The sequence below is a fragment of the Lacticaseibacillus parahuelsenbergensis genome (assembly GCF_030770265.1).
Lineage (GTDB): Bacteria > Bacillota > Bacilli > Lactobacillales > Lactobacillaceae > Lacticaseibacillus > Lacticaseibacillus casei.
The window spans coordinates 2,503,874-2,521,170 of sequence record NZ_CP132482.1 but is presented as its reverse complement, the minus strand read 5'-3'; the positions used below and the strand labels follow the sequence as shown (position 1 = coordinate 2,521,170).

Here is a 17,297-nt window from a genome sequence, read left to right as displayed (position 1 = left end):
CTGAACAGGTTGACATGTCTACCGTGTTTTTTTGGTTGTGGACTGATATGATAAAAGCGAGCGGTGCCAGGACTTTTTTTCAGACAATAGTGTCCCACTGAGAAAAGCCACTGAGGAGGTGTGTCAGCATGGATCTCGATGAAGTTTTGAGCGAACTGACAAAATTGCGCGATGAAATGCAACAATATCGCCCGTTAGATGCCACCCAGGCTAAAATGTTGCGGCAGCAGATCAAAGTTGACCATGTCTGGTCGTCAAATGCGATCGAAGGCAACAGTTTGAGTCAGGCGGAAACCGAGTCGATTCTCGATGCAGGTCTGACGATCCATGGTGCGCTGGTGAAAGATATTCTGGAAACGCTCGATCTCAGTGAAGCGTATGATTTTGTTGAGAAGCTGGCCATTGGCAATGAACCGATTAGTGAACGGGATATTCGCGACATTAGCCGCATTGTGACCCTGCAAACAGTCAGACAGCGCAGTGAGGCCGGTCAGTTCCGGACGCTACTCGTTTGGCCGAGTGGGGCAAAAGACCGACCATATCTTGAACCGTTCGAAATCAAACCGGCGATGGCGGCGTTGATTCAATGGATGAAGCAAGCTGAAAAAGAGTTGCATCCGGTTTTGTATGCTGCCCAACTTCATGCCAAGTTTGTTGCGATTCACCCGTTCTTGGATGGTAATGGTAGAACAGCGCGTCTGCTGATGAACATGGCCTTGACGCGACACGGCTATCCGGTGATTAATATTCAGCCGGATCCAAAGGCGCGATCGGCGTACATGGATGCATTAGAGATAAGCCGCAGCAAGCACGATATGGACCCATTCGCACGACTGGTCGCGACGTATGTCAAAAAGGCTTTGCAGGAGCGAATCGCCATCTTGAAATTGCATGAACAGAATGTCGCCGATGCGAAAACAGCGGAAAATCAGAGCCCGCTGAAAGATCTTTTTAAGCGACTTGAAGATGATTAGGCTACCATCACAAGCGTTCATGACCTGCGATGACAGGGATGCCGCCAGTTTCGGATGATCAACTGCAAAAATCACCTCCCGCTCTGTTCGGCAGTATAGTATACTCGACGTTATATAATAACCTTTGTATTGGAGGCAGGTTGGGTGTCGAGTCAGGAACGGATTGTCACGATTTTGTTACGCTTGTTGCGCGGGGATGTGTTGACCAAGCAAGATTTGATGGCAGAATTTGGAAAAGACGAATCAGCCATTCGCCGGGATATTGCCGCGATCAGACGGCTGTTTGACCGGGAGCTGGACGAACCCGATGCCTTTGCCAAAATGCCAGCCGGCCACTATCGTCTGCAGTCGGGCTTGCGTGCTCAAGGGACCAAGTTAACGGACGGCCAGTTAATGGCGGTCGGCTTGATTTTAACGGCTAGCCGCGGCTTGGCAACAGAGGAGATGAAAACGTTGTTGCGACAGCTCATGCCGACCGGTGCCGATCATAAAGGCAGCGATGCGGTGATGCGGAATCCGATCTTTGAATATCGCGGTGTCCCGAAGATGCTGTTGAGTGACCGGTTGGAACGACTCAGCCAGGCGATTGTCAATCATGAACTGATCCGTTTCGACTTCACGTATCATGGCGAGCAGCATCATTTTGACCATAAACTGCCGACAGGACTCTTCTTCGGCGACCTGTTCTTCTATCTGATTGTCGATGGCAGCGACGAACAATTTGAAAATCCCGATCACGGTAAGTTCGCCAAGTTTCGCTTGGATGCCATCAGCAACCTGAAATTCTATGGCCATCATCCGACCCACAATCACGATGACCGGTTCCAAGGTGGGCGGCTGCAAGTGCACACCTGGTATCCTTATCTGGGCAAGCCCATCAACCTGGAAATCGAATATGCTTATGACCCAGCTTATGTGACCGATCGCTTCCCGCAAGCCAAAGTCGACCCCAAGTCGATTCGCGTAGATCCGGACAACGGCAATCCTTACGCACGACGGGTTTACCACATTGAAATTGCAGTCAACGACGGCTTCGGCATTCGCATGTGGCTGTTAGGCCAAGGCGCACTGGTCAAAATACTGGCGCCAAAATATCTGCGCGACTATGTGGTCTGGGTTTTTGCCACGTCACTCAAAGAGCGTTATGGCATTTCCGACCTGTCACATTACCACCTATCAGATAACATGTAGCCAGCCGCAACCAGTGAAAGCATCCAAACTGGTTGCGGTATTTTTATGCCATTTAAACCGCCATTGCCCAAAAACGCCCTTGTCAAAAACCGAGCAAACGGCTATCCTTAATATGTAGATGATAATCATTCTAATATTGGAGGTAATATTATGAGCTTTATTGGACAAAAATTACCGGCGTTCAGTTTGACCGCCTATCAAAATGGGGATTTTCACACGGTGACCGATCAAGACATGCGCGGTAAGTGGGCGGTGATCTGTTTCTATCCGGCTGACTTTTCCTTTGTTTGCCCAACCGAATTAGGCGATTTGCAAGATCATTATGATCAGTTCAAGTCAGTCGGCGCTGAAGTCTATTCAGTTTCCGAAGACACCGAATTTGTGCATATGGCTTGGGCAGAAGCAAGCCCGACCATCAAGAAGGTTGCGTATCCGATGGTCGCCGATCCGGCCGGCACCTTAGCCAGTGCGCTTGACGTACGCGATGCCGCAAGCGGCCAGGCCTTCCGTGGCACCTTCATCGTTGATCCGGATGGCGTCATCCAAACCTATTCCGTCAACAACTTCGGCATCGGTCGCAATGCGAATGAAATTCTCCGCACCTTGCAAGCAGCCCAATTTGTGGCAGCTCATGGCGACCAAGTATGCCCGGCAAACTGGCAACCAGGCGAAAAGACATTGAAGCCGGGTGCAGCGCTGGTGGGGAAGATTTAATCCCCAGTTACCTGTCTTGAATTAAAAAAGCCGTTTATGTCACCAACACCTAAACTGAGGTGTCTGGTGACATAAACGGCTTTTTGTTGTCTTACGAGGCTTTGCTGTTATCAATGACGTGGCTGGTTTGGACGAAATTAAACTGTATATCGCAAGAAGAAGAAGGAACAGCAGTGAGCACTGGTGAGGGCGATCGGTTGCTGCAATAGGATTCACTTAAAAAATGCCCATCTAAGCTTCACTAGGTATAACACGCCTAATGTGTTTATATAATTTTAATGTTAACAGAACCACGAGTACATACCTAAATTGGAGGGGACATCATGTTATACAATCGATTTGCACAACATGTGGTAAATGATAAGAAGAAAATGTACAAACGCGGCAGCCAATGGGTGGTTGCTTCAGCATTTGCCTTAGCAATCGGTGGCTTCGGCGTAACCCAGACGCAATCCGTTCACGCTGCGGAGACCCAACCGCAGTTAACGGTGCAGTCAGCAACGTTGGTCAATAAAACTGATGCCACAACGCCTTCTTCAGCTGCGGTAAGTCAGGCAGCACAGGCTCAAGCAGCGACGGTCGTCACATCACAAGCTGCAGCACCGGCACAGCAAAAGGCTACATCCACAGTTTCGGTTCAGGCTGCCCAACCAGCTAGTGCGGCGGCCAAGACTGCGAATGATGCGGTGCAAACGAATGCGCCGGCACCGTCTTCAGCTAGCATGACGGATGAACAGTGGAAAGCTGCTAAGGCTAAGTATGATCAGGCTAAGGCGGATGCGGCGAAGCAAGAAGCAGCTGCGAAGAGTCAGGCTGAGGCTGCGAAGAGTGCGTATGAAGATCAGATTGACAAGCAACTTAACGATCAGAAGGCCAAAGATACAGCCGATTATTATCAATATCAAAAAGACGGCTGGTCAGATTTGATGACGTTACGGAATTCCCAAGCCGACAGCTATGCTGCTGCAAGTCAGGCTGCTACTAAAGAAATTGCGGATTTGAATGCCGAGCGAGTAACACCAAACGTTCAAGTTGGTAATGGTGGCACGTTTAATTTTATTGCTCGAACGGGTGCTTGGAACAATATTGTTACGTATGCTGATAGCAAGAGTAAGACGTGGAATGGCAACTACTTGGTTGAACATTTACCAGAATTTACTGATAAAGATGTACTTGCTACAGTTACTTTATCATCACATTCGGATGAATGGTTTTCTCCTGCTGGTGACAGTGTGCACATTCCTAAATGGGCACTGACCGATGTTGTACAGAACAATCAGTTAAGCCAAGCTCAACGGCTTGAGGTTAATCAATATGCCATGATGCTTGTGAATAATTATCGTGCATTTCTTGGCTTAAGCCCATTAAAGTCGACAGAGGAGTTTCTGTCTCTAGTACAAAAAAGAAGCGATTCGCTAACAGGTATGACGCACGACTCGGATATTCTTGATCAAATTTTCGGCGGTAGTTGGGCTGAGACATTGAGTGGCGTATCTCCGGACTATATTGTTGATGGGAAAACCACGATGCTCGGTATTCTGGATGGAGTTGCATCATCAATCGATGGCCTTTTTAATGAGGACGGATCAAGCGACACCTATGAGGGCGATCATAATTGGGGACATAGAAAGATACTCCTGAGTGAAAGTTATGGAACGACGTCTGGTGGCTGGGCACTTAAGTATTTTCCGGGCCAAGATGGTAGCAACGGCGGCTGGATGCTTAATTTTGATACAAGTGGAGATCTTGAAGGAAAGAATATCGCTACCGTTCCAGAAAAGGATTCATCGCTACCAGTTGATAACAATTATGAGATAGATGTGAAGGTTGAACAAGTTCAAAGCAAAATTAACAATCTTAAAACTCAGCAACAAAAAGATTACCAGGCTGCCTACGACAACTATTCTGACAAACTTTCAAGCATTGCTGAAAAAATTAATGCCGATTACGATGCTATTCGACAGATTCCACAAAAGATTCAAACCTTCAACGAGCAACAGGATGCATCTGTTCAAGCTTTAGCTAAAAAACTAGATGCAGCAGTAGCTCAGCTTGATCCGGGCCCAGAACCGAATGCGCCAGCAAGTGGCGGCAGTTCTTCAGCCTCTAGCGCCAATAGTTCGAGTGCGTCAAGTGCTGCCAGTTCTGCGACCTCCAGTGCTACAAGTTCGGCTAGCTCAGGTGCGTCCAGCTCTGCGGCATCCAGTGCCAATAGTTCAAGTGCATCAAGTGCAGCCAGTTCCGCTACTTCCAGCGCCGCCAGCTCGGCTGTCTCTAGTTCATCAAGTTCTGCAGCATCTAGTGCCAATAATTCTACCGCGTCAAGCGCGGCCAGTTCTGCTGCCTCCAACGCTTCCAGCTCCGCAACCTCCAGTGCAGCTAGTTCAGCTGCCTCAAGTTCCGCTGCTTCCAGCGCGGCTAGTTCTGCTGCATCTAGCGCAGCCAGTTCCGCGACCTCCAGCGCCGCAAGTTCAGCTTCATCAAGTGCATCGAGTTCTGCTACGTCCAATGCCAATAGCTCAGCTGCTTCCAGTGCCACGGGCCCAGCTGCTACTACGCCGGCAGGTTCGAATGCTCCTAAGAATAAGATACCTGCTACCGGTCCTGCTAAACCTGCAACAGTGACACCATTAGTCAAGACGGAGCCTGCTAGCACGCAACCACTTAGTCGCATGACCCAAAAGTATGGCAAACATGCTTATCCAGCAACAGGTGAGAGTCAAAGCGGTGTCGTTTTGGCCGAAGCTGGCGCGCTGATCATTGCGGTTCTGGGCTTTGCTGGTGTTCGTAAGTATCGCCACGCAAAATAGCGACAGACCATACTACAGTAGTTGACAATCTTGTTAGTGACGATCGTGGGGATGGCCACTGGCATTGATACATCATCTAGGTTGGCTAGTTTAATGAGTCGGGTAAACACAACGGATGTTTGGATGCGAATCATCCATGATGAAGTGATTTTGGGGATTGCGTCACTATAGAGATGACTTCACGTTCAACATAATGCAAGATAAGCTGCTGAGAAATTTGTCGTGGGGATAAGGTTCTCAGCGAACGGAACAGAATCATGGCGGCGTTGTACTGCCAAAAAGTAAACAACAAAAGAAAGCACGACAGACCGTCAACTAAGATCAGTTGATGTGTCTGTCGTGCTTTTTTAAATAGAGCGAGACTTTCAGAAGCTTCTTCAGCAGATAGATCAAAATTAACGGCCAGCAGAGACACTAAGCTCTAAAAATGCTGGTCAATATCCACATCTTTTTCATCGCGCGAATGCTTGAAATCGCCGCTGACGTATGAGAAAACGGTCAGGACCCCAGCTAACACGAGAATGGCGAGCGTCAGCAATAAAGTTTCCGTGCCGCGGTCGTGGAGGACGAGCAGCTGACGCAGAATGGCCGTCATCGAGATCAGGATAAGGTAGCGAATAGGGATGTGGTGGCCTTCCTCAATGTAACGAATGAGCATGATCACGAACTCGAACAGCATGAAGAAGCTGGTGACTTCCTGAATGACCTTGCCAAATAGGTCGGCTGAGAGTGGCCGGAGGATCATGCTGCCGATATCGATGATGTAACGGAGCATGAAGACAACGACAACGATGGCAAGCAAGCCGAGTAGAACGTCTAAGGCTGCGTTGACGATTTTTTTATAATGATCAAATTTCATGAGTGGTCTCCAATCCGTTGTGAAAATAAACTTACTTGAATTGAATGTAGCACAGACGGCTTCTTGAGAAAATAAGTTTGCTCAGATCAATGTGTTACGCGCTGGCGGAGCCAAAAGAGCTACCGATGAAATGATTGACACGTATTATGGAAGAAACGGATTGCAGCGCGCATGTTTTTTCTGCAAACCTCAAGAAATGCTGTCAAGCGATTTTCGACTTTGACAGTAAATTCCATAAAACATGCGTCCGAAAACTGGACGCGAGATGATCCTAATTAGACTTGAATCGCTTGTGAATTCTTGTATGGATATCGTTCGGCGATCAACTGTTTAACCCTTGTCCTGTTAATGCCAAGAGAATCAAGGTAATCGCGATAGTTAGCGCGGCGCCACGGATGCGTGATTGCCGGGATTTTCTTGGTTCGTTTAGGAGTTGGTGCCGCAGCTGGCGTAAGATCGAATTTGGCTGACATGAACTGTTCTTTTGGCACACAGAAAAGGTCGTACACCTGGTCATCATCAGTGGTCATATAAAGTCTGCCCGTGAAGCTTTTGATGACTAAGACCTTTGTATGCGGGGGTAAATAAACCAATTCGCCATTCCGGTGTGGCAGATAGCGTTTGTTATCAAAGCGAACACAATGTCCGTGGCCGATGCTGCGTTCATTGGCAATGATCAAAATATTGTCAATTTCCTTGGGTGTTAGTTGCTTATCAAACACCGACATGCTACTTTTGATGGTAGATGCGAAGCGGTCATTGTAACGCTTGATAAAGCCGACCAAAAACCGATTGGCATCTGCGATTGTGGTGATGTTATGCAACCGCAGTTCACTTGTGAGCCGATCTTGAAAAGTCTCCAGAAGACGTTCTATGCGGCCTTTGGCTTGCGGAATACTGGTGACCGAAAGTTCTGTTCCAAGTGTCTGGCAGGCATAACCGAAACGTGTAAGAGGGTTCTCGGTCGAAGGTGAGCCCTCTTTTTTGTTGCTGTTAAACACGGTGCGCCGATCCGTTAGGAATTCTGCTGGAGCGCCATAATCGCGAAGGACTTGGGCAAACACATGATAATAGCCGCTGAGTGTTTCTTGTTTGGCAAAGTAGCCGCCGACAACGTTCCCGGACTGATCATCAATGGCTGCGTGTAAGGTGGTTTTTTGAGTACCAAACCAATACTCCCAGGAAGCATCCATTTGTACCTGTTCACCAGAATAATGTTTCCGAGGACGTTCTGGATGGGCTTTGATGTTTTCAACGACCTCGATGGCTGACAAGGTGGCTTCATCACGTTTGGATAGGAGCTTGGACTTCTTTTCTTTTTCTTTTAATTCACGCTTGACTCGGCGCTTGGTGGCTTTATGGGCTTTGGGTGAGAGAATGTGGTGGTGTCTGAATAAGAGCCGGAGTGAGGATTCGGAGATGGCGATTTGTTCGGCAGTGGTTAAGAACTCGTGAAAATGGGCGATGTTGAATCCGGCATACTTGTTGGTGTACAGACGAATAATCTGGCGTTCGAGTTGCGCGTTGCGTTTGTTGGCGGGCTCACGACCGGCATTGCCATGGATAAAGCCGTCTTTGCCTTGTTGCTTGTAAAGCTTGATCAATCGGTAGATGGTTCGTTCGGAGCGCTTGAGCTTAACGGCTGCGCGTTGCACGGAGGTCTTACCATTGACCACTGCTTTGATGACTCGGTAACGTTCTTCTTCTTTCATTGTTAAGACAACCTTCTTCATGTGATTCCTCCTAGATGTATCTTCTAAGAGGTTACAGTTTTTGTGACACTTTGGCTAACTGCTTACTTAAGACAATATCGCTTGCGGTCGACAGTTTTTTCTGCAAACCTCAAGAAATGCTTGTAATGGCATGAATGTTTTTGTATACTATCAAGAGTGCTGTTTCTCGAAGGGGATAACTGTGCACTTGGTTCAAAAGGTGAACCAGAGTAGCGTGGATGTGAGAGGTTGCGACACGCCCGGCCGCTTTGCCACGGTGGCGAGTTGGTAATTTTCACGGAGCTAGTCTACTAACTGATAATAGACGAAGGAGGTCACACAATGGCAAAACAAAAGATTCGGATCCGGCTCAAGGCTTACGAACACCGGATTCTCGATCAATCCGCAGACAAGATCGTGGACACTGCAAAGCGCACTGGCGCAACAATTTCAGGTCCGATCCCACTGCCAACAGAACGCACAATCTATACGGTGCTGCGTTCCCCGCATAAGTACAAGGATTCACGTGAACAATTCGAAATGCGGACACATAAACGTCTGATCGATATTGTGAACCCAACACCGAAGACAGTCGATGCTTTGATGAAGCTCGACTTGCCAAGCGGCGTCGATATCGAAATCAAATTATAATCTATAGAAAATAGGAGGTGTACCCATGGCACGTAAAGGAATCTTAGGCAAAAAAGTTGGCATGACGCAGGTCTTCACCGAAAACGGCGAACTTGTTCCCGTTACCGTCATCGACGTAACGCCCAACGTTGTAATGCAAGTCAAGACCGTTGAATCTGACGGTTATGAAGCAGTTCAACTGGGCTACGGCGATATGCGTGAAGTCTTGACGAATAAGCCAAGCGTCGGTCACGCCAAAAAGGCTGACACGACCCCTAAGCGCTTCGTTCGCGAAATCCGCGATGTAGCGCTTAGTGATTATGAAGTCGGCAGCGAAGTTAAAGCTGACGAATTCGCAGCAGGCGACATTGTGGACGTCACCGGTACTTCCAAAGGTCACGGTTATCAAGGTAACATCAAGAAAGATGGTCAGTCCCGCGGTCCTATGGCTCACGGTTCTCGTTACCATCGTCGTCCAGGTTCTCTTGGAGCCATCATCAACAAGGTCTTCAAGGGTAAGAAATTGCCTGGCCGGATGGGTAACCGTACCCGCACCATGCAAAACCTGCAAGTCGTTGCTGCTGACACAGATCACAATGTTCTGTTGATCAAGGGCAATGTTCCAGGGGCAAACAAGTCCTTTGTTACGATCCGTTCTGCTGTTAAAGCAGCTAAATAATACGAAGGGAGGACAATAACTAATGGCTAACGTTACTTTATATAAGCAAGATGGCTCAGAAAACGGCACAGTTGAACTCAACGATGCCATCTGGGCAGTCGAACCAAATGAAAACGTCGTGTTTGACGCAGTCGTGATGCAACGAGCTTCCCTTCGTCAAGGTACTCACGCCGTTAAGAACCGTTCCGCTGTTTCCGGTGGCGGTCGCAAGCCTTGGCGCCAAAAGGGTACCGGTCGTGCCCGCCAAGGTTCAATCCGCAGCCCGCAATGGCGTGGCGGTGGGATCGTCTTCGGACCGACCCCACGCAGCTATGCTTACAAGCTGCCTAAGAAGGTTCGTCGTTTGGCGATCAAATCCGTACTTTCACAAAAGCTTCTTGATAGCGACCTTGTCGTTGTTGATGGCTTGAACTTTGACGCACCAAAGACTAAGGCATTCCAAAATGTTTTAGATGGCCTCAAGGTTAATGAAAAGGCATTGGTTGTGCTCGAAGACGGCAATGAAGTTGCTGCCAAAGCGGCACGCAACCTGCCGAATGTGAAAGTTGTTCCTGCAGAGGGTATCAACGTCTTGGACGCTGTTAATTACAAGAAATTGATCTTAACCCAATCTGCGCTCCAAAAGATTGAGGAGGTGCTTGCATAATGGAAGCACGCGATATCATTTTACGTCCGATCGTCACCGAGCAATCGATGGCTGAAATGGATAACCGTAAATACACATTCGAAGTTGCACTGCATGCAACGAAACAGCAGGTTCGCAAGGCTGTTGAAGAAATCTTCGGCGTGAAAGTGGTTAATGTTAACATTGCCAACGTTCGCGGTAAGAAGAAGCGTCAGGGCCGTTACGAAGGCATGACGCGTCGTCGTCGCAAGGCCTTGGTTGCCTTGAGCGCCGATTCCAAAGAAATCAAGATCTTCGCTGATGAAGATAACGATAACAAGTAACAAAAATTCGTTATAGGAGGTAAAACACGTGGCGATTAGAAAATACAAACCAACAAGCAACGGCCGGCGTAACATGTCCGGTTCCGACTTTGCTGAAATCACCAAGACGAAGCCTGAAAAGACTTTGCTGGTCAGCCAAAGCCATACGGCAGGACGCAATGCCCACGGCCATATCACGGTTCGTCATCGTGGCGGCGGCCACAAGCAATTCTACCGTGTGATTGACTTCAAGCGGAATAAAGATGGCATGGCCGCAACGGTTAAAGCCATTGAATACGATCCAAACCGGACCGCAAACATTGCTTTACTGCATTATGAAGACGGGGTTAAGTCCTACATCTTGGCACCAAAAGGTCTCAAGGTTGGCGATAAAGTTTACTCTGGCGAAAATGTTGATATCAAAGTCGGCAATACGCTCCAGTTGAAGAATATCCCAGCAGGTACCACGATTCATAACATCGAATTAAAGCCAGGTAAAGGTGCTCAGTTAGCACGTTCAGCCGGTGTTTCAGCTCAGTTACTGGGTAAAGACAACGACAAGTACGTCACCATCAAGCTGGCTTCCGGCGAAGTTCGCTTGGTTCTGGGTGAAAACCGTGCCACAATCGGTGCTGTCGGTAATGAACAACACGAATTGATCAGCATTGGTAAAGCTGGCCGTAAGCGCTGGTTAGGCTTCCGTCCGACGGTTCGTGGTTCTGTTATGAACCCTAACGATCACCCGCATGGTGGTGGTGAAGGTAAAGCGCCAATCGGCCGTCCGTCACCATTATCACCATGGGGCAAGAAGACCTTGGGTAAGAAGACCCGGGATCACAAGGCTAAGTCCGAGAAGTTCATCGTTCGTCACCGCAAGACGAAGTAAACACATTAATGTGTTACATCGATTAAAGGAGGTCACACAATGGGTCGCAGTCTTAAAAAAGGACCTTTTGCCGACGCTCATCTCCTGAAGAAGATTGAAGCGCAGGCAGATAACGACAAGAAGACCGTTATTCGTACATGGTCCCGTCGTTCCACAATTTTTCCAAGTTTCATTGGTTACACCATCGCGGTTTACGATGGTCGCAAACATGTCCCAGTTTTGGTGAGTGAAGACATGGTTGGTCACAAGTTGGGCGAGTTTGTTCCTACGCGTACCTTCCGCGGTCACAACACCGATGACAAGAAGACAACAGCACGCTAGAAAGGAGCACAACATTCATGGCTGATCAAATTACGTCTGCAACGGCAACGGCCAAGACAGTTCGGATTGCTGCTCGCAAAGCGCGCTTGGTAATCGACTTGATTCGTGGTCGCGATGTTGCTGAAGCTCTGGCAATTCTTGAGTTTACCCCTCGATCTGGTTCACCGATCATCGAGAAAGTGCTCAAATCTGCTATTGCAAATGCAGAACATAACTATGACTTAGATGCACAAAACCTTTATGTAAGCAAAGCTTATGTCAACGAAGGCCCGACCCTCAAGCGGTTCCGTCCTCGTGCCAAGGGAAGCGCATCACCGATCAATAAACGGACAAGCCACGTCACCGTGGTCGTATCCGAAAAAGAAGCATAAGGAGGGATAACGCGTGGGTCAAAAGATTAATCCAACCGGTTTCCGTGTCGGTGTCATCCGTGACTGGGATGCCAAGTGGTATGCAGACAAAGACTTTGCTGACTACTTGCATGAAGACATTGAAATCCGAAACTTCATCAATAAGAAGCTGTCAGAAGCTTCCGTATCACGTATCGAAATCGAACGTGCCGCAAAGCGTGTCAACATTTCCATTCATACTGCTAAGCCGGGTATGGTTATCGGTAAAGGCGGTTCTGAAGTTGAAAACTTGCGCAAGCAGCTTAACAAGCTGACCGGTCGTCAAGTTCACATCAATATTATTGAAATCAAGAAACCTGATCTGGATGCCAAGCTTGTCGGCGAGAACATCGCTCGTCAGCTTGAACAGCGGATTGCATTCCGTCGTGCAATGCGTCAAGCAATGCAACGGACCATGCGGGCAGGCGCCAAGGGGATCAAAACCCAGGCTTCCGGTCGTTTGAATGGTGCCGATATTGCTCGTCGCGAACATTACAACGAAGGCTTAGTACCGCTGCACACCTTGCGTGCCGATATCGACTATGCATGGGAAGAAGCAGCTACCACTTATGGCCGGATCGGGATCAAAACCTGGATCAATCGTGGTGAAATTTTACCTGAAAAGCCACAGCAAAATAGTGCGAAAGGAGGGAAATAATCAATGTTAGTACCTAAGCGTGTCAAGCATCGTCGTGAATTCCGTGGGAAGATGCGCGGTGCAGCCAAGGGCGGTAAGAACGTTGACTTCGGCGAATATGGTTTGGAAGCATTGGAATCCCATTGGATCACCAACCGCCAGATCGAAGCAGCGCGTGTTGCGATGACCCGTTATATGAAGCGTGGTGGGAAAGTATGGATCCGCATTTTCCCTCACAAGTCCTACACCAGTAAAGGTGTCGGCGTCCGGATGGGTAATGGTAAAGGTGCACCTACCGGATGGGTTGCAGTCGTTAAACGTGAGAAGATCATGTTTGAAGTCGGCGGCGTATCCGAAGCAGTCGCAAAGGAAGCTTTGCGCTTAGCATCCAACAAACTCCCAATCCGCACCAAGATCGTTTCACGCGAGGAAGTAGGTGGGCAATCAAATGAAGGCTAAAGAAATTACTGCATTAACCACTGCTGAGATGCTCGACAAAGAGAAGCAATATAAAGAAGAGCTGTTCAACTTGCGCTTCCAACAGGCGACTGGCCAATTGGAAAACACCGCTCGCTTGAAGCAGGTTCGCAAAAACATTGCACGGATCAAAACGGTCCTTCGACAACAGGAACTCAATAAATAATCGGAAAGGAGACATTTACCTTGGCAGAACGTAATTCTCGTAAAGTTTATCAAGGCCGCGTGGTCTCGGATAAAATGGACAAGACCATCACCGTGGAAGTCAGCACATACAAAACACACCCTGTTTATGGCAAGCGTGTTAAGTATTCCAAGAAGTTTTATGCGCATGACGAAGACAATAGCGCTAAAGTTGGCGATATTGTGCAAATCGCGGAGACTCGTCCTTTATCACGCAATAAGCGTTTCCGTTTATTGAACATTGTCGAAAAGGCAGTTATCATCTAATCATTTTTAGAATGAAAGGAGGACCAAATCCGTGATTCAGCAAGAAAGTCGTCTTAAAGTAGCAGATAACTCAGGCGCGCGCGAAATCCTTGTTATCAAGGTACTTGGCGGCTCATACCGCAAGACCGGTAACATCGGTGATATCGTTGTCGCAACTGTAAAACAAGCAACACCAGGTGGCGTTGTCAAGAAGGCTGATGTTGTTAAGGCTGTCATTGTTCGTACCAAGTCCGGTGCTCACCGTGCCGACGGTTCCTACATCAAGTTCGATGAGAACGCAGCTGTCATCATCAACGCTGACAAGAGCCCACGTGGGACTCGTATCTTTGGACCTGTGGCACGTGAATTGCGTGACGGCGATTTCATGAAGATCGTCTCCTTAGCGCCCGAAGTGCTTTAATCATTCTGACCAAATAGGAGGTGCGATACATGAAGTTCAAAACTGGTGACAAAGTGCGGGTTATGCGCGGCAAAGATGCCGGCAAAGAAGGCCAGATCACAAAGGTCCTGAAAGACGCTGATAAAGTTGTCGTTGAAGGCATCAACATGATCAAAAAGCACCAAAAGCCGAACAACGCCAATCCGCAAGGCGGTATCATCGATAAAGAAGCACCTATTCACGTTTCCAACGTGATGCTTCTGGATCCTGAAACCAACAAGCCGACCCGGGTCGGTTCTGAAGTTAAAGATGGCAACAAAGTGCGGATTGCTAAGAAGTCTGGCACCGCAATCGATAAATAATAGGGAAGGAGGACAAACTTTTTCATGGAGAATCGTCTTGAAGAACGTTATAGCAAAGAAATCGCCCCTGCATTGGTAAGCAAGTTCAACTATAAGAGCACCATGCAGGCACCTAAGATCGAAAAGATCGTGTTGAACATGGGTGTTGGTGATGCAACTCAGAATGCTAAGTTGCTGGATGAAGCTGTTGATGAATTGACACTGATCTCTGGCCAGCATCCGCTGATCACCAAGGCCAAGAAGAGTATCGCGGGCTTCCGTCTGCGTGAAGGCATGCCAATCGGCGCAAAGGTGACCCTGCGCGGCGAACGCATGTATGATTTCTTAGATAAGCTGATCAATGTCTCCCTGCCGCGTGTGCGTGACTTCCATGGTATTTCCCCTAAGTCCTTCGACGGCCGCGGGAATTATACGTTGGGTGTTAAGGAACAACTGATTTTCCCAGAAATCGATTACGATAAGGTTAATCGGGTTCGTGGATTGGATGTTGTTATTGTCACAACGGCAAATACTGATGAAGAAGCACTCGAATTGCTTACGCAAGTCGGGATGCCATTCGCCAAATAAGGGAGGTCCGCTACTTGGCTAAGAAGTCAATGATCGCTAAAAACAATCGGCCTGCAAAATTTGCAGTCCAAGAATATACGCGGTGCCAACGGTGTGGCCGTCCGCATTCCGTATATCGTAAATTCAAACTCTGCCGGATTTGCCTTCGTGAGTTAGCACATGCCGGCCAAATTCCAGGCATGCGCAAAGCTAGCTGGTAATCACTAGACAAAGGAGGTTAAATCAATGGTCTTGACCGATCCAATCGCAGATTACTTGACCCGGATCCGTAACGCTAATATGGTGCGTCACGAGTCCTTGGTCGTACCTGCATCAAAGATGAAGAAAGACATTTCTGAGATTCTTAAACGTGAAGGGTTCATCCGTGACTACGAAGTTATCGATGATGACAAGCAAGGCATGATCCGCATTTTCTTGAAGTATGGTAAGAACAATGAACGGGTTATCTCTGGCTTGAAGCGGATTTCCAAACCGGGTCTGCGCTCATACGTTAAGAGTGATGCGGTTCCTAAGGTTTTGAATGGCTTAGGGATTGCAATTATCTCAACTTCCGAAGGTGTTATCACCGATAAGGAAGCTCGCGCCAAGAACGTCGGCGGCGAAGTACTCGCTTACGTTTGGTAATTCATTACATCAAAAAGGAGGTGCCGATAAGTGAGTCGTATTGGTTATAAAGTCATTAAAGTCCCGGCCGGTGTTACTGTCACCAAAGATGGCGACAACATCACGGTTAAGGGTCCTAAAGGCGAATTGACGCGTCATTTTGTCCCGGAAATCGAAATGCATCAAGAAGGCGACGAAATCAGTTTCACCCGTCCTGATGATTCGTATAAGGCTATCCACGGTACCATGCGTGCCAACTTAAACAATATGGTCGTCGGTGTTACCGAAGGCTACAAGAAAGAAATGAAACTGGTCGGTGTTGGTTATCGTGCCCAAAAGCAAGGCGAGAAGCTTGTTTTGAACGTCGGTTACTCACACCCAGTTGAAATGACCGCACCAAAAGGGATTACTGTTGAAGTTCCAAGCACCACCCAGATCATCATCAGTGGGATCTCAAAACAGGTTGTTGGCCAATTCGCAGCCGTTGTTCGTTCCGTCCGTGCACCTGAACCTTATAAGGGTAAAGGAATTCGTTACGTTGACGAACATGTCCGTCGTAAGGAAGGTAAGACTGGTAAGTAGTCGTAACCTTCAACAAATTTAACAAGAGGTGAACATTGTGATTTCAAAGCCAGATAAGAACAAGACTCGGCAACGGCGTCACGCCCGCGTACGAGGCAAGATTTCTGGTACGAGCGAGCGCCCACGCTTGAACGTTTTCCGTTCCAATAAAAACATCTACGCGCAATTAATTGATGACGTAGCGGGTGTGACGCTAGCAAGTGCCTCCACTCTTGATAAGGACATTAAAGATCCTGAAAACAAGACCGACGCTGCTGCACAGGTTGGCGCATTGATTGCCAAGCGCGCTGTTGCTGATGGTCATAAAGTTGTGGTCTTTGACCGTGGTGGTTATCTGTACCATGGTCGCGTTGCTGCGTTAGCTGAAGCAGCACGTGAAAATGGCCTCGAATTCTAGTAAAAAGGAGGATAACCAACACATGGCATCATTTATCGATCCAAACCAATTGGACTTAGAAGACCAGGTTGTTGCCATCAACCGTGTTACAAAGGTTGTTAAAGGTGGTCGGCGCCTGCGTTTTGCTGCAATTGCAATTGTCGGTGACAAGAACGGTCACGTCGGCTTTGCAACCGGTAAAGCCCAAGAAGTACCTGAAGCAATCCGTAAAGCTGTTGACGCAGCCAAGAAGAGCCTCATCGAAGTACCGATCGTGGGAACAACCATTCCTCACGAAGTTATCGGTCACTTCGGCGCTGGTGAAGTGCTGTTGAAGCCGGCTGAAGAAGGTTCCGGGGTTGCTGCTGGTGGCGCTATCCGTTCCGTCATGGAACTTGCCGGCATTGCCGATATCACCAGCAAGTCCCTCGGCCGGAACACGCCAATCAACATGATTCGCGCAACAATGGACGGCCTTTCACAATTGCGGACTCGGGAACAAGTTGCTGAATTGCGCGGCGTTTCTGCGTCATCGCTTGAAGACTAGGAGGTAAACACATGGCTCAATTGAAGATTACTTTGACCCGTAGTGCTGCCCACCGTCTTCCTAAGCAACGTAAGATTGTGAAGGAATTAGGTTTAAACCGGGTAAATAGCTCGGTGATTAAGCCAGACAACGCAGCCACTCGCGGTGCGATTTTCCAAATTTCACACTTGGTTTCTGTTGAAGAAATCAAGGATTAATACATTATTTCGACAAGGAGGTGCCCAA

The 17,297-nt window shown here is 48.2% G+C and carries 27 protein-coding genes; 25 read left to right on the top strand and 2 right to left on the bottom strand.

The annotated features are described in order from the left end of the window. Positions 1-128 precede the first annotated feature (128 nt). The 5 genes from LACPH_RS11800 (at position 129) to LACPH_RS11780 (ending at position 5,860) form a co-directional block, all read left to right on the top strand. Positions 129-974, top strand: a complete 846-nt coding sequence (locus LACPH_RS11800; protein ID WP_306387031.1) for a Fic family protein — start codon at positions 129-131, stop codon at positions 972-974. A gap of 144 nt (positions 975-1,118) precedes the next feature. After that, a complete protein-coding gene (locus LACPH_RS11795) occupies positions 1,119-2,165 on the top strand; it encodes a helix-turn-helix transcriptional regulator (RefSeq protein ID WP_306387030.1) in 1,047 nt (348 codons plus the stop codon). Positions 2,166-2,315: 150 nt separating this feature from the next. Beyond that, on the top strand, positions 2,316-2,879 hold the full coding sequence (locus tag LACPH_RS11790; protein ID WP_010492650.1) for a redoxin domain-containing protein: 564 nt from the start codon (positions 2,316-2,318) through the stop codon (positions 2,877-2,879). 323 nt (positions 2,880-3,202) lie between these two features. Then, positions 3,203-5,689, top strand: a complete 2,487-nt coding sequence (locus tag LACPH_RS11785; protein ID WP_306387029.1) for an SEC10/PgrA surface exclusion domain-containing protein — start codon at positions 3,203-3,205, stop codon at positions 5,687-5,689. 21 nt (positions 5,690-5,710) lie between these two features. After that, positions 5,711-5,860, top strand: coding sequence for a hypothetical protein (locus LACPH_RS11780; RefSeq protein ID WP_306387028.1), 150 nt, complete (start codon positions 5,711-5,713; stop codon positions 5,858-5,860). A 250-nt stretch (positions 5,861-6,110) separates the two neighbouring features. On the opposite strand, the gene psiE is transcribed toward LACPH_RS11780, so the two are convergent. Together psiE and LACPH_RS11770 are read right to left on the bottom strand one after the other, a co-directional pair. Continuing rightward, a complete protein-coding gene (psiE, locus tag LACPH_RS11775; protein WP_047105400.1) occupies positions 6,111-6,548 on the bottom strand; it encodes a phosphate-starvation-inducible protein PsiE in 438 nt (145 codons plus the stop codon). Between the two features lie 275 nt (positions 6,549-6,823). Next, entirely contained in the window at positions 6,824-8,281 is a 1,458-nt protein-coding gene (locus LACPH_RS11770) for an ISNCY family transposase (RefSeq protein ID WP_306387027.1), read from the bottom strand. 321 nt (positions 8,282-8,602) lie between these two features. On the opposite strand from LACPH_RS11770, the gene rpsJ reads away from it, so the two are divergent. Genes rpsJ through rpmD form a run of 20 tightly spaced genes read left to right on the top strand, consistent with a single transcriptional unit; the run spans position 8,603 to position 17,269 of the window. Next, a complete protein-coding gene (rpsJ, locus tag LACPH_RS11765) occupies positions 8,603-8,911 on the top strand; it encodes a 30S ribosomal protein S10 (RefSeq protein ID WP_005686699.1) in 309 nt (102 codons plus the stop codon). A gap of 25 nt (positions 8,912-8,936) precedes the next feature. Continuing rightward, positions 8,937-9,569 (top strand): 50S ribosomal protein L3, encoded by a 633-nt coding sequence (gene rplC / locus LACPH_RS11760; protein ID WP_010492633.1) that lies wholly within the window; start codon positions 8,937-8,939, stop codon positions 9,567-9,569. Between the two features lie 22 nt (positions 9,570-9,591). Beyond that, positions 9,592-10,215, top strand: a complete 624-nt coding sequence (rplD, locus tag LACPH_RS11755; protein ID WP_306387026.1) for a 50S ribosomal protein L4 — start codon at positions 9,592-9,594, stop codon at positions 10,213-10,215. Beyond that, complete coding sequence (gene rplW / locus LACPH_RS11750) at positions 10,215-10,517, top strand: 50S ribosomal protein L23 (protein WP_010492629.1); 303 nt, start codon at positions 10,215-10,217, stop codon at positions 10,515-10,517. Before rplD ends, rplW begins: the two co-directional genes overlap by 1 nt. 28 nt (positions 10,518-10,545) lie before the next feature. Continuing rightward, positions 10,546-11,382, top strand: a complete 837-nt coding sequence (gene rplB, locus LACPH_RS11745; RefSeq protein ID WP_039639959.1) for a 50S ribosomal protein L2 — start codon at positions 10,546-10,548, stop codon at positions 11,380-11,382. A 39-nt stretch (positions 11,383-11,421) separates the two neighbouring features. After that, complete coding sequence (gene rpsS, locus LACPH_RS11740) at positions 11,422-11,703, top strand: 30S ribosomal protein S19 (protein ID WP_306387025.1); 282 nt, start codon at positions 11,422-11,424, stop codon at positions 11,701-11,703. Between the two features lie 17 nt (positions 11,704-11,720). Then, entirely contained in the window at positions 11,721-12,074 is a 354-nt protein-coding gene (gene rplV / locus LACPH_RS11735) for a 50S ribosomal protein L22 (protein WP_003567555.1), read from the top strand. A gap of 13 nt (positions 12,075-12,087) precedes the next feature. Beyond that, positions 12,088-12,750: a 30S ribosomal protein S3 gene (gene rpsC / locus LACPH_RS11730; protein ID WP_010492622.1), complete on the top strand. Its 663-nt coding sequence runs from the start codon at positions 12,088-12,090 to the stop codon at positions 12,748-12,750. 3 nt (positions 12,751-12,753) lie between these two features. Then, positions 12,754-13,188 carry a 50S ribosomal protein L16 gene (rplP, locus tag LACPH_RS11725; RefSeq protein WP_005686719.1) on the top strand — a complete coding sequence of 145 codons (435 nt, stop codon included), beginning with the start codon at positions 12,754-12,756 and terminating at the stop codon, positions 13,186-13,188. Beyond that, positions 13,178-13,372 (top strand): 50S ribosomal protein L29, encoded by a 195-nt coding sequence (gene rpmC, locus LACPH_RS11720; protein WP_005686721.1) that lies wholly within the window; start codon positions 13,178-13,180, stop codon positions 13,370-13,372. The genes rplP and rpmC overlap by 11 nt, the downstream gene beginning before the upstream one ends. A 20-nt stretch (positions 13,373-13,392) precedes the next feature. Next, positions 13,393-13,656, top strand: coding sequence for a 30S ribosomal protein S17 (gene rpsQ, locus LACPH_RS11715; protein ID WP_005699404.1), 264 nt, complete (start codon positions 13,393-13,395; stop codon positions 13,654-13,656). A gap of 31 nt (positions 13,657-13,687) precedes the next feature. Beyond that, the gene (gene rplN / locus LACPH_RS11710; RefSeq protein WP_010492614.1) at positions 13,688-14,056 is read left to right on the top strand and encodes a 50S ribosomal protein L14; all 369 of its coding nucleotides are present in this window, start codon (positions 13,688-13,690) and stop codon (positions 14,054-14,056) included. A 29-nt stretch (positions 14,057-14,085) separates the two neighbouring features. Then, on the top strand, positions 14,086-14,397 hold the full coding sequence (gene rplX, locus LACPH_RS11705) for a 50S ribosomal protein L24 (RefSeq protein ID WP_010492612.1): 312 nt from the start codon (positions 14,086-14,088) through the stop codon (positions 14,395-14,397). 24 nt (positions 14,398-14,421) lie between these two features. After that, the gene (gene rplE, locus LACPH_RS11700) at positions 14,422-14,964 is read left to right on the top strand and encodes a 50S ribosomal protein L5 (protein WP_003567542.1); all 543 of its coding nucleotides are present in this window, start codon (positions 14,422-14,424) and stop codon (positions 14,962-14,964) included. A 14-nt stretch (positions 14,965-14,978) separates the two neighbouring features. Then, a complete protein-coding gene (locus tag LACPH_RS11695; protein WP_003567540.1) occupies positions 14,979-15,164 on the top strand; it encodes a type Z 30S ribosomal protein S14 in 186 nt (61 codons plus the stop codon). 25 nt (positions 15,165-15,189) lie between these two features. Continuing rightward, positions 15,190-15,588, top strand: coding sequence for a 30S ribosomal protein S8 (gene rpsH, locus LACPH_RS11690; protein WP_010492608.1), 399 nt, complete (start codon positions 15,190-15,192; stop codon positions 15,586-15,588). Between the two features lie 30 nt (positions 15,589-15,618). Next, the gene (gene rplF, locus LACPH_RS11685) at positions 15,619-16,149 is read left to right on the top strand and encodes a 50S ribosomal protein L6 (RefSeq protein ID WP_025012539.1); all 531 of its coding nucleotides are present in this window, start codon (positions 15,619-15,621) and stop codon (positions 16,147-16,149) included. Positions 16,150-16,186: 37 nt separating this feature from the next. Next, positions 16,187-16,546, top strand: coding sequence for a 50S ribosomal protein L18 (gene rplR, locus LACPH_RS11680; protein WP_005686733.1), 360 nt, complete (start codon positions 16,187-16,189; stop codon positions 16,544-16,546). A gap of 22 nt (positions 16,547-16,568) precedes the next feature. Further along, positions 16,569-17,072: a 30S ribosomal protein S5 gene (gene rpsE, locus LACPH_RS11675; protein ID WP_010492603.1), complete on the top strand. Its 504-nt coding sequence runs from the start codon at positions 16,569-16,571 to the stop codon at positions 17,070-17,072. An 11-nt stretch (positions 17,073-17,083) separates the two neighbouring features. Further along, positions 17,084-17,269 carry a 50S ribosomal protein L30 gene (rpmD, locus tag LACPH_RS11670; protein WP_005686735.1) on the top strand — a complete coding sequence of 62 codons (186 nt, stop codon included), beginning with the start codon at positions 17,084-17,086 and terminating at the stop codon, positions 17,267-17,269. The last annotated feature ends 28 nt before the right edge of the window (positions 17,270-17,297 follow it).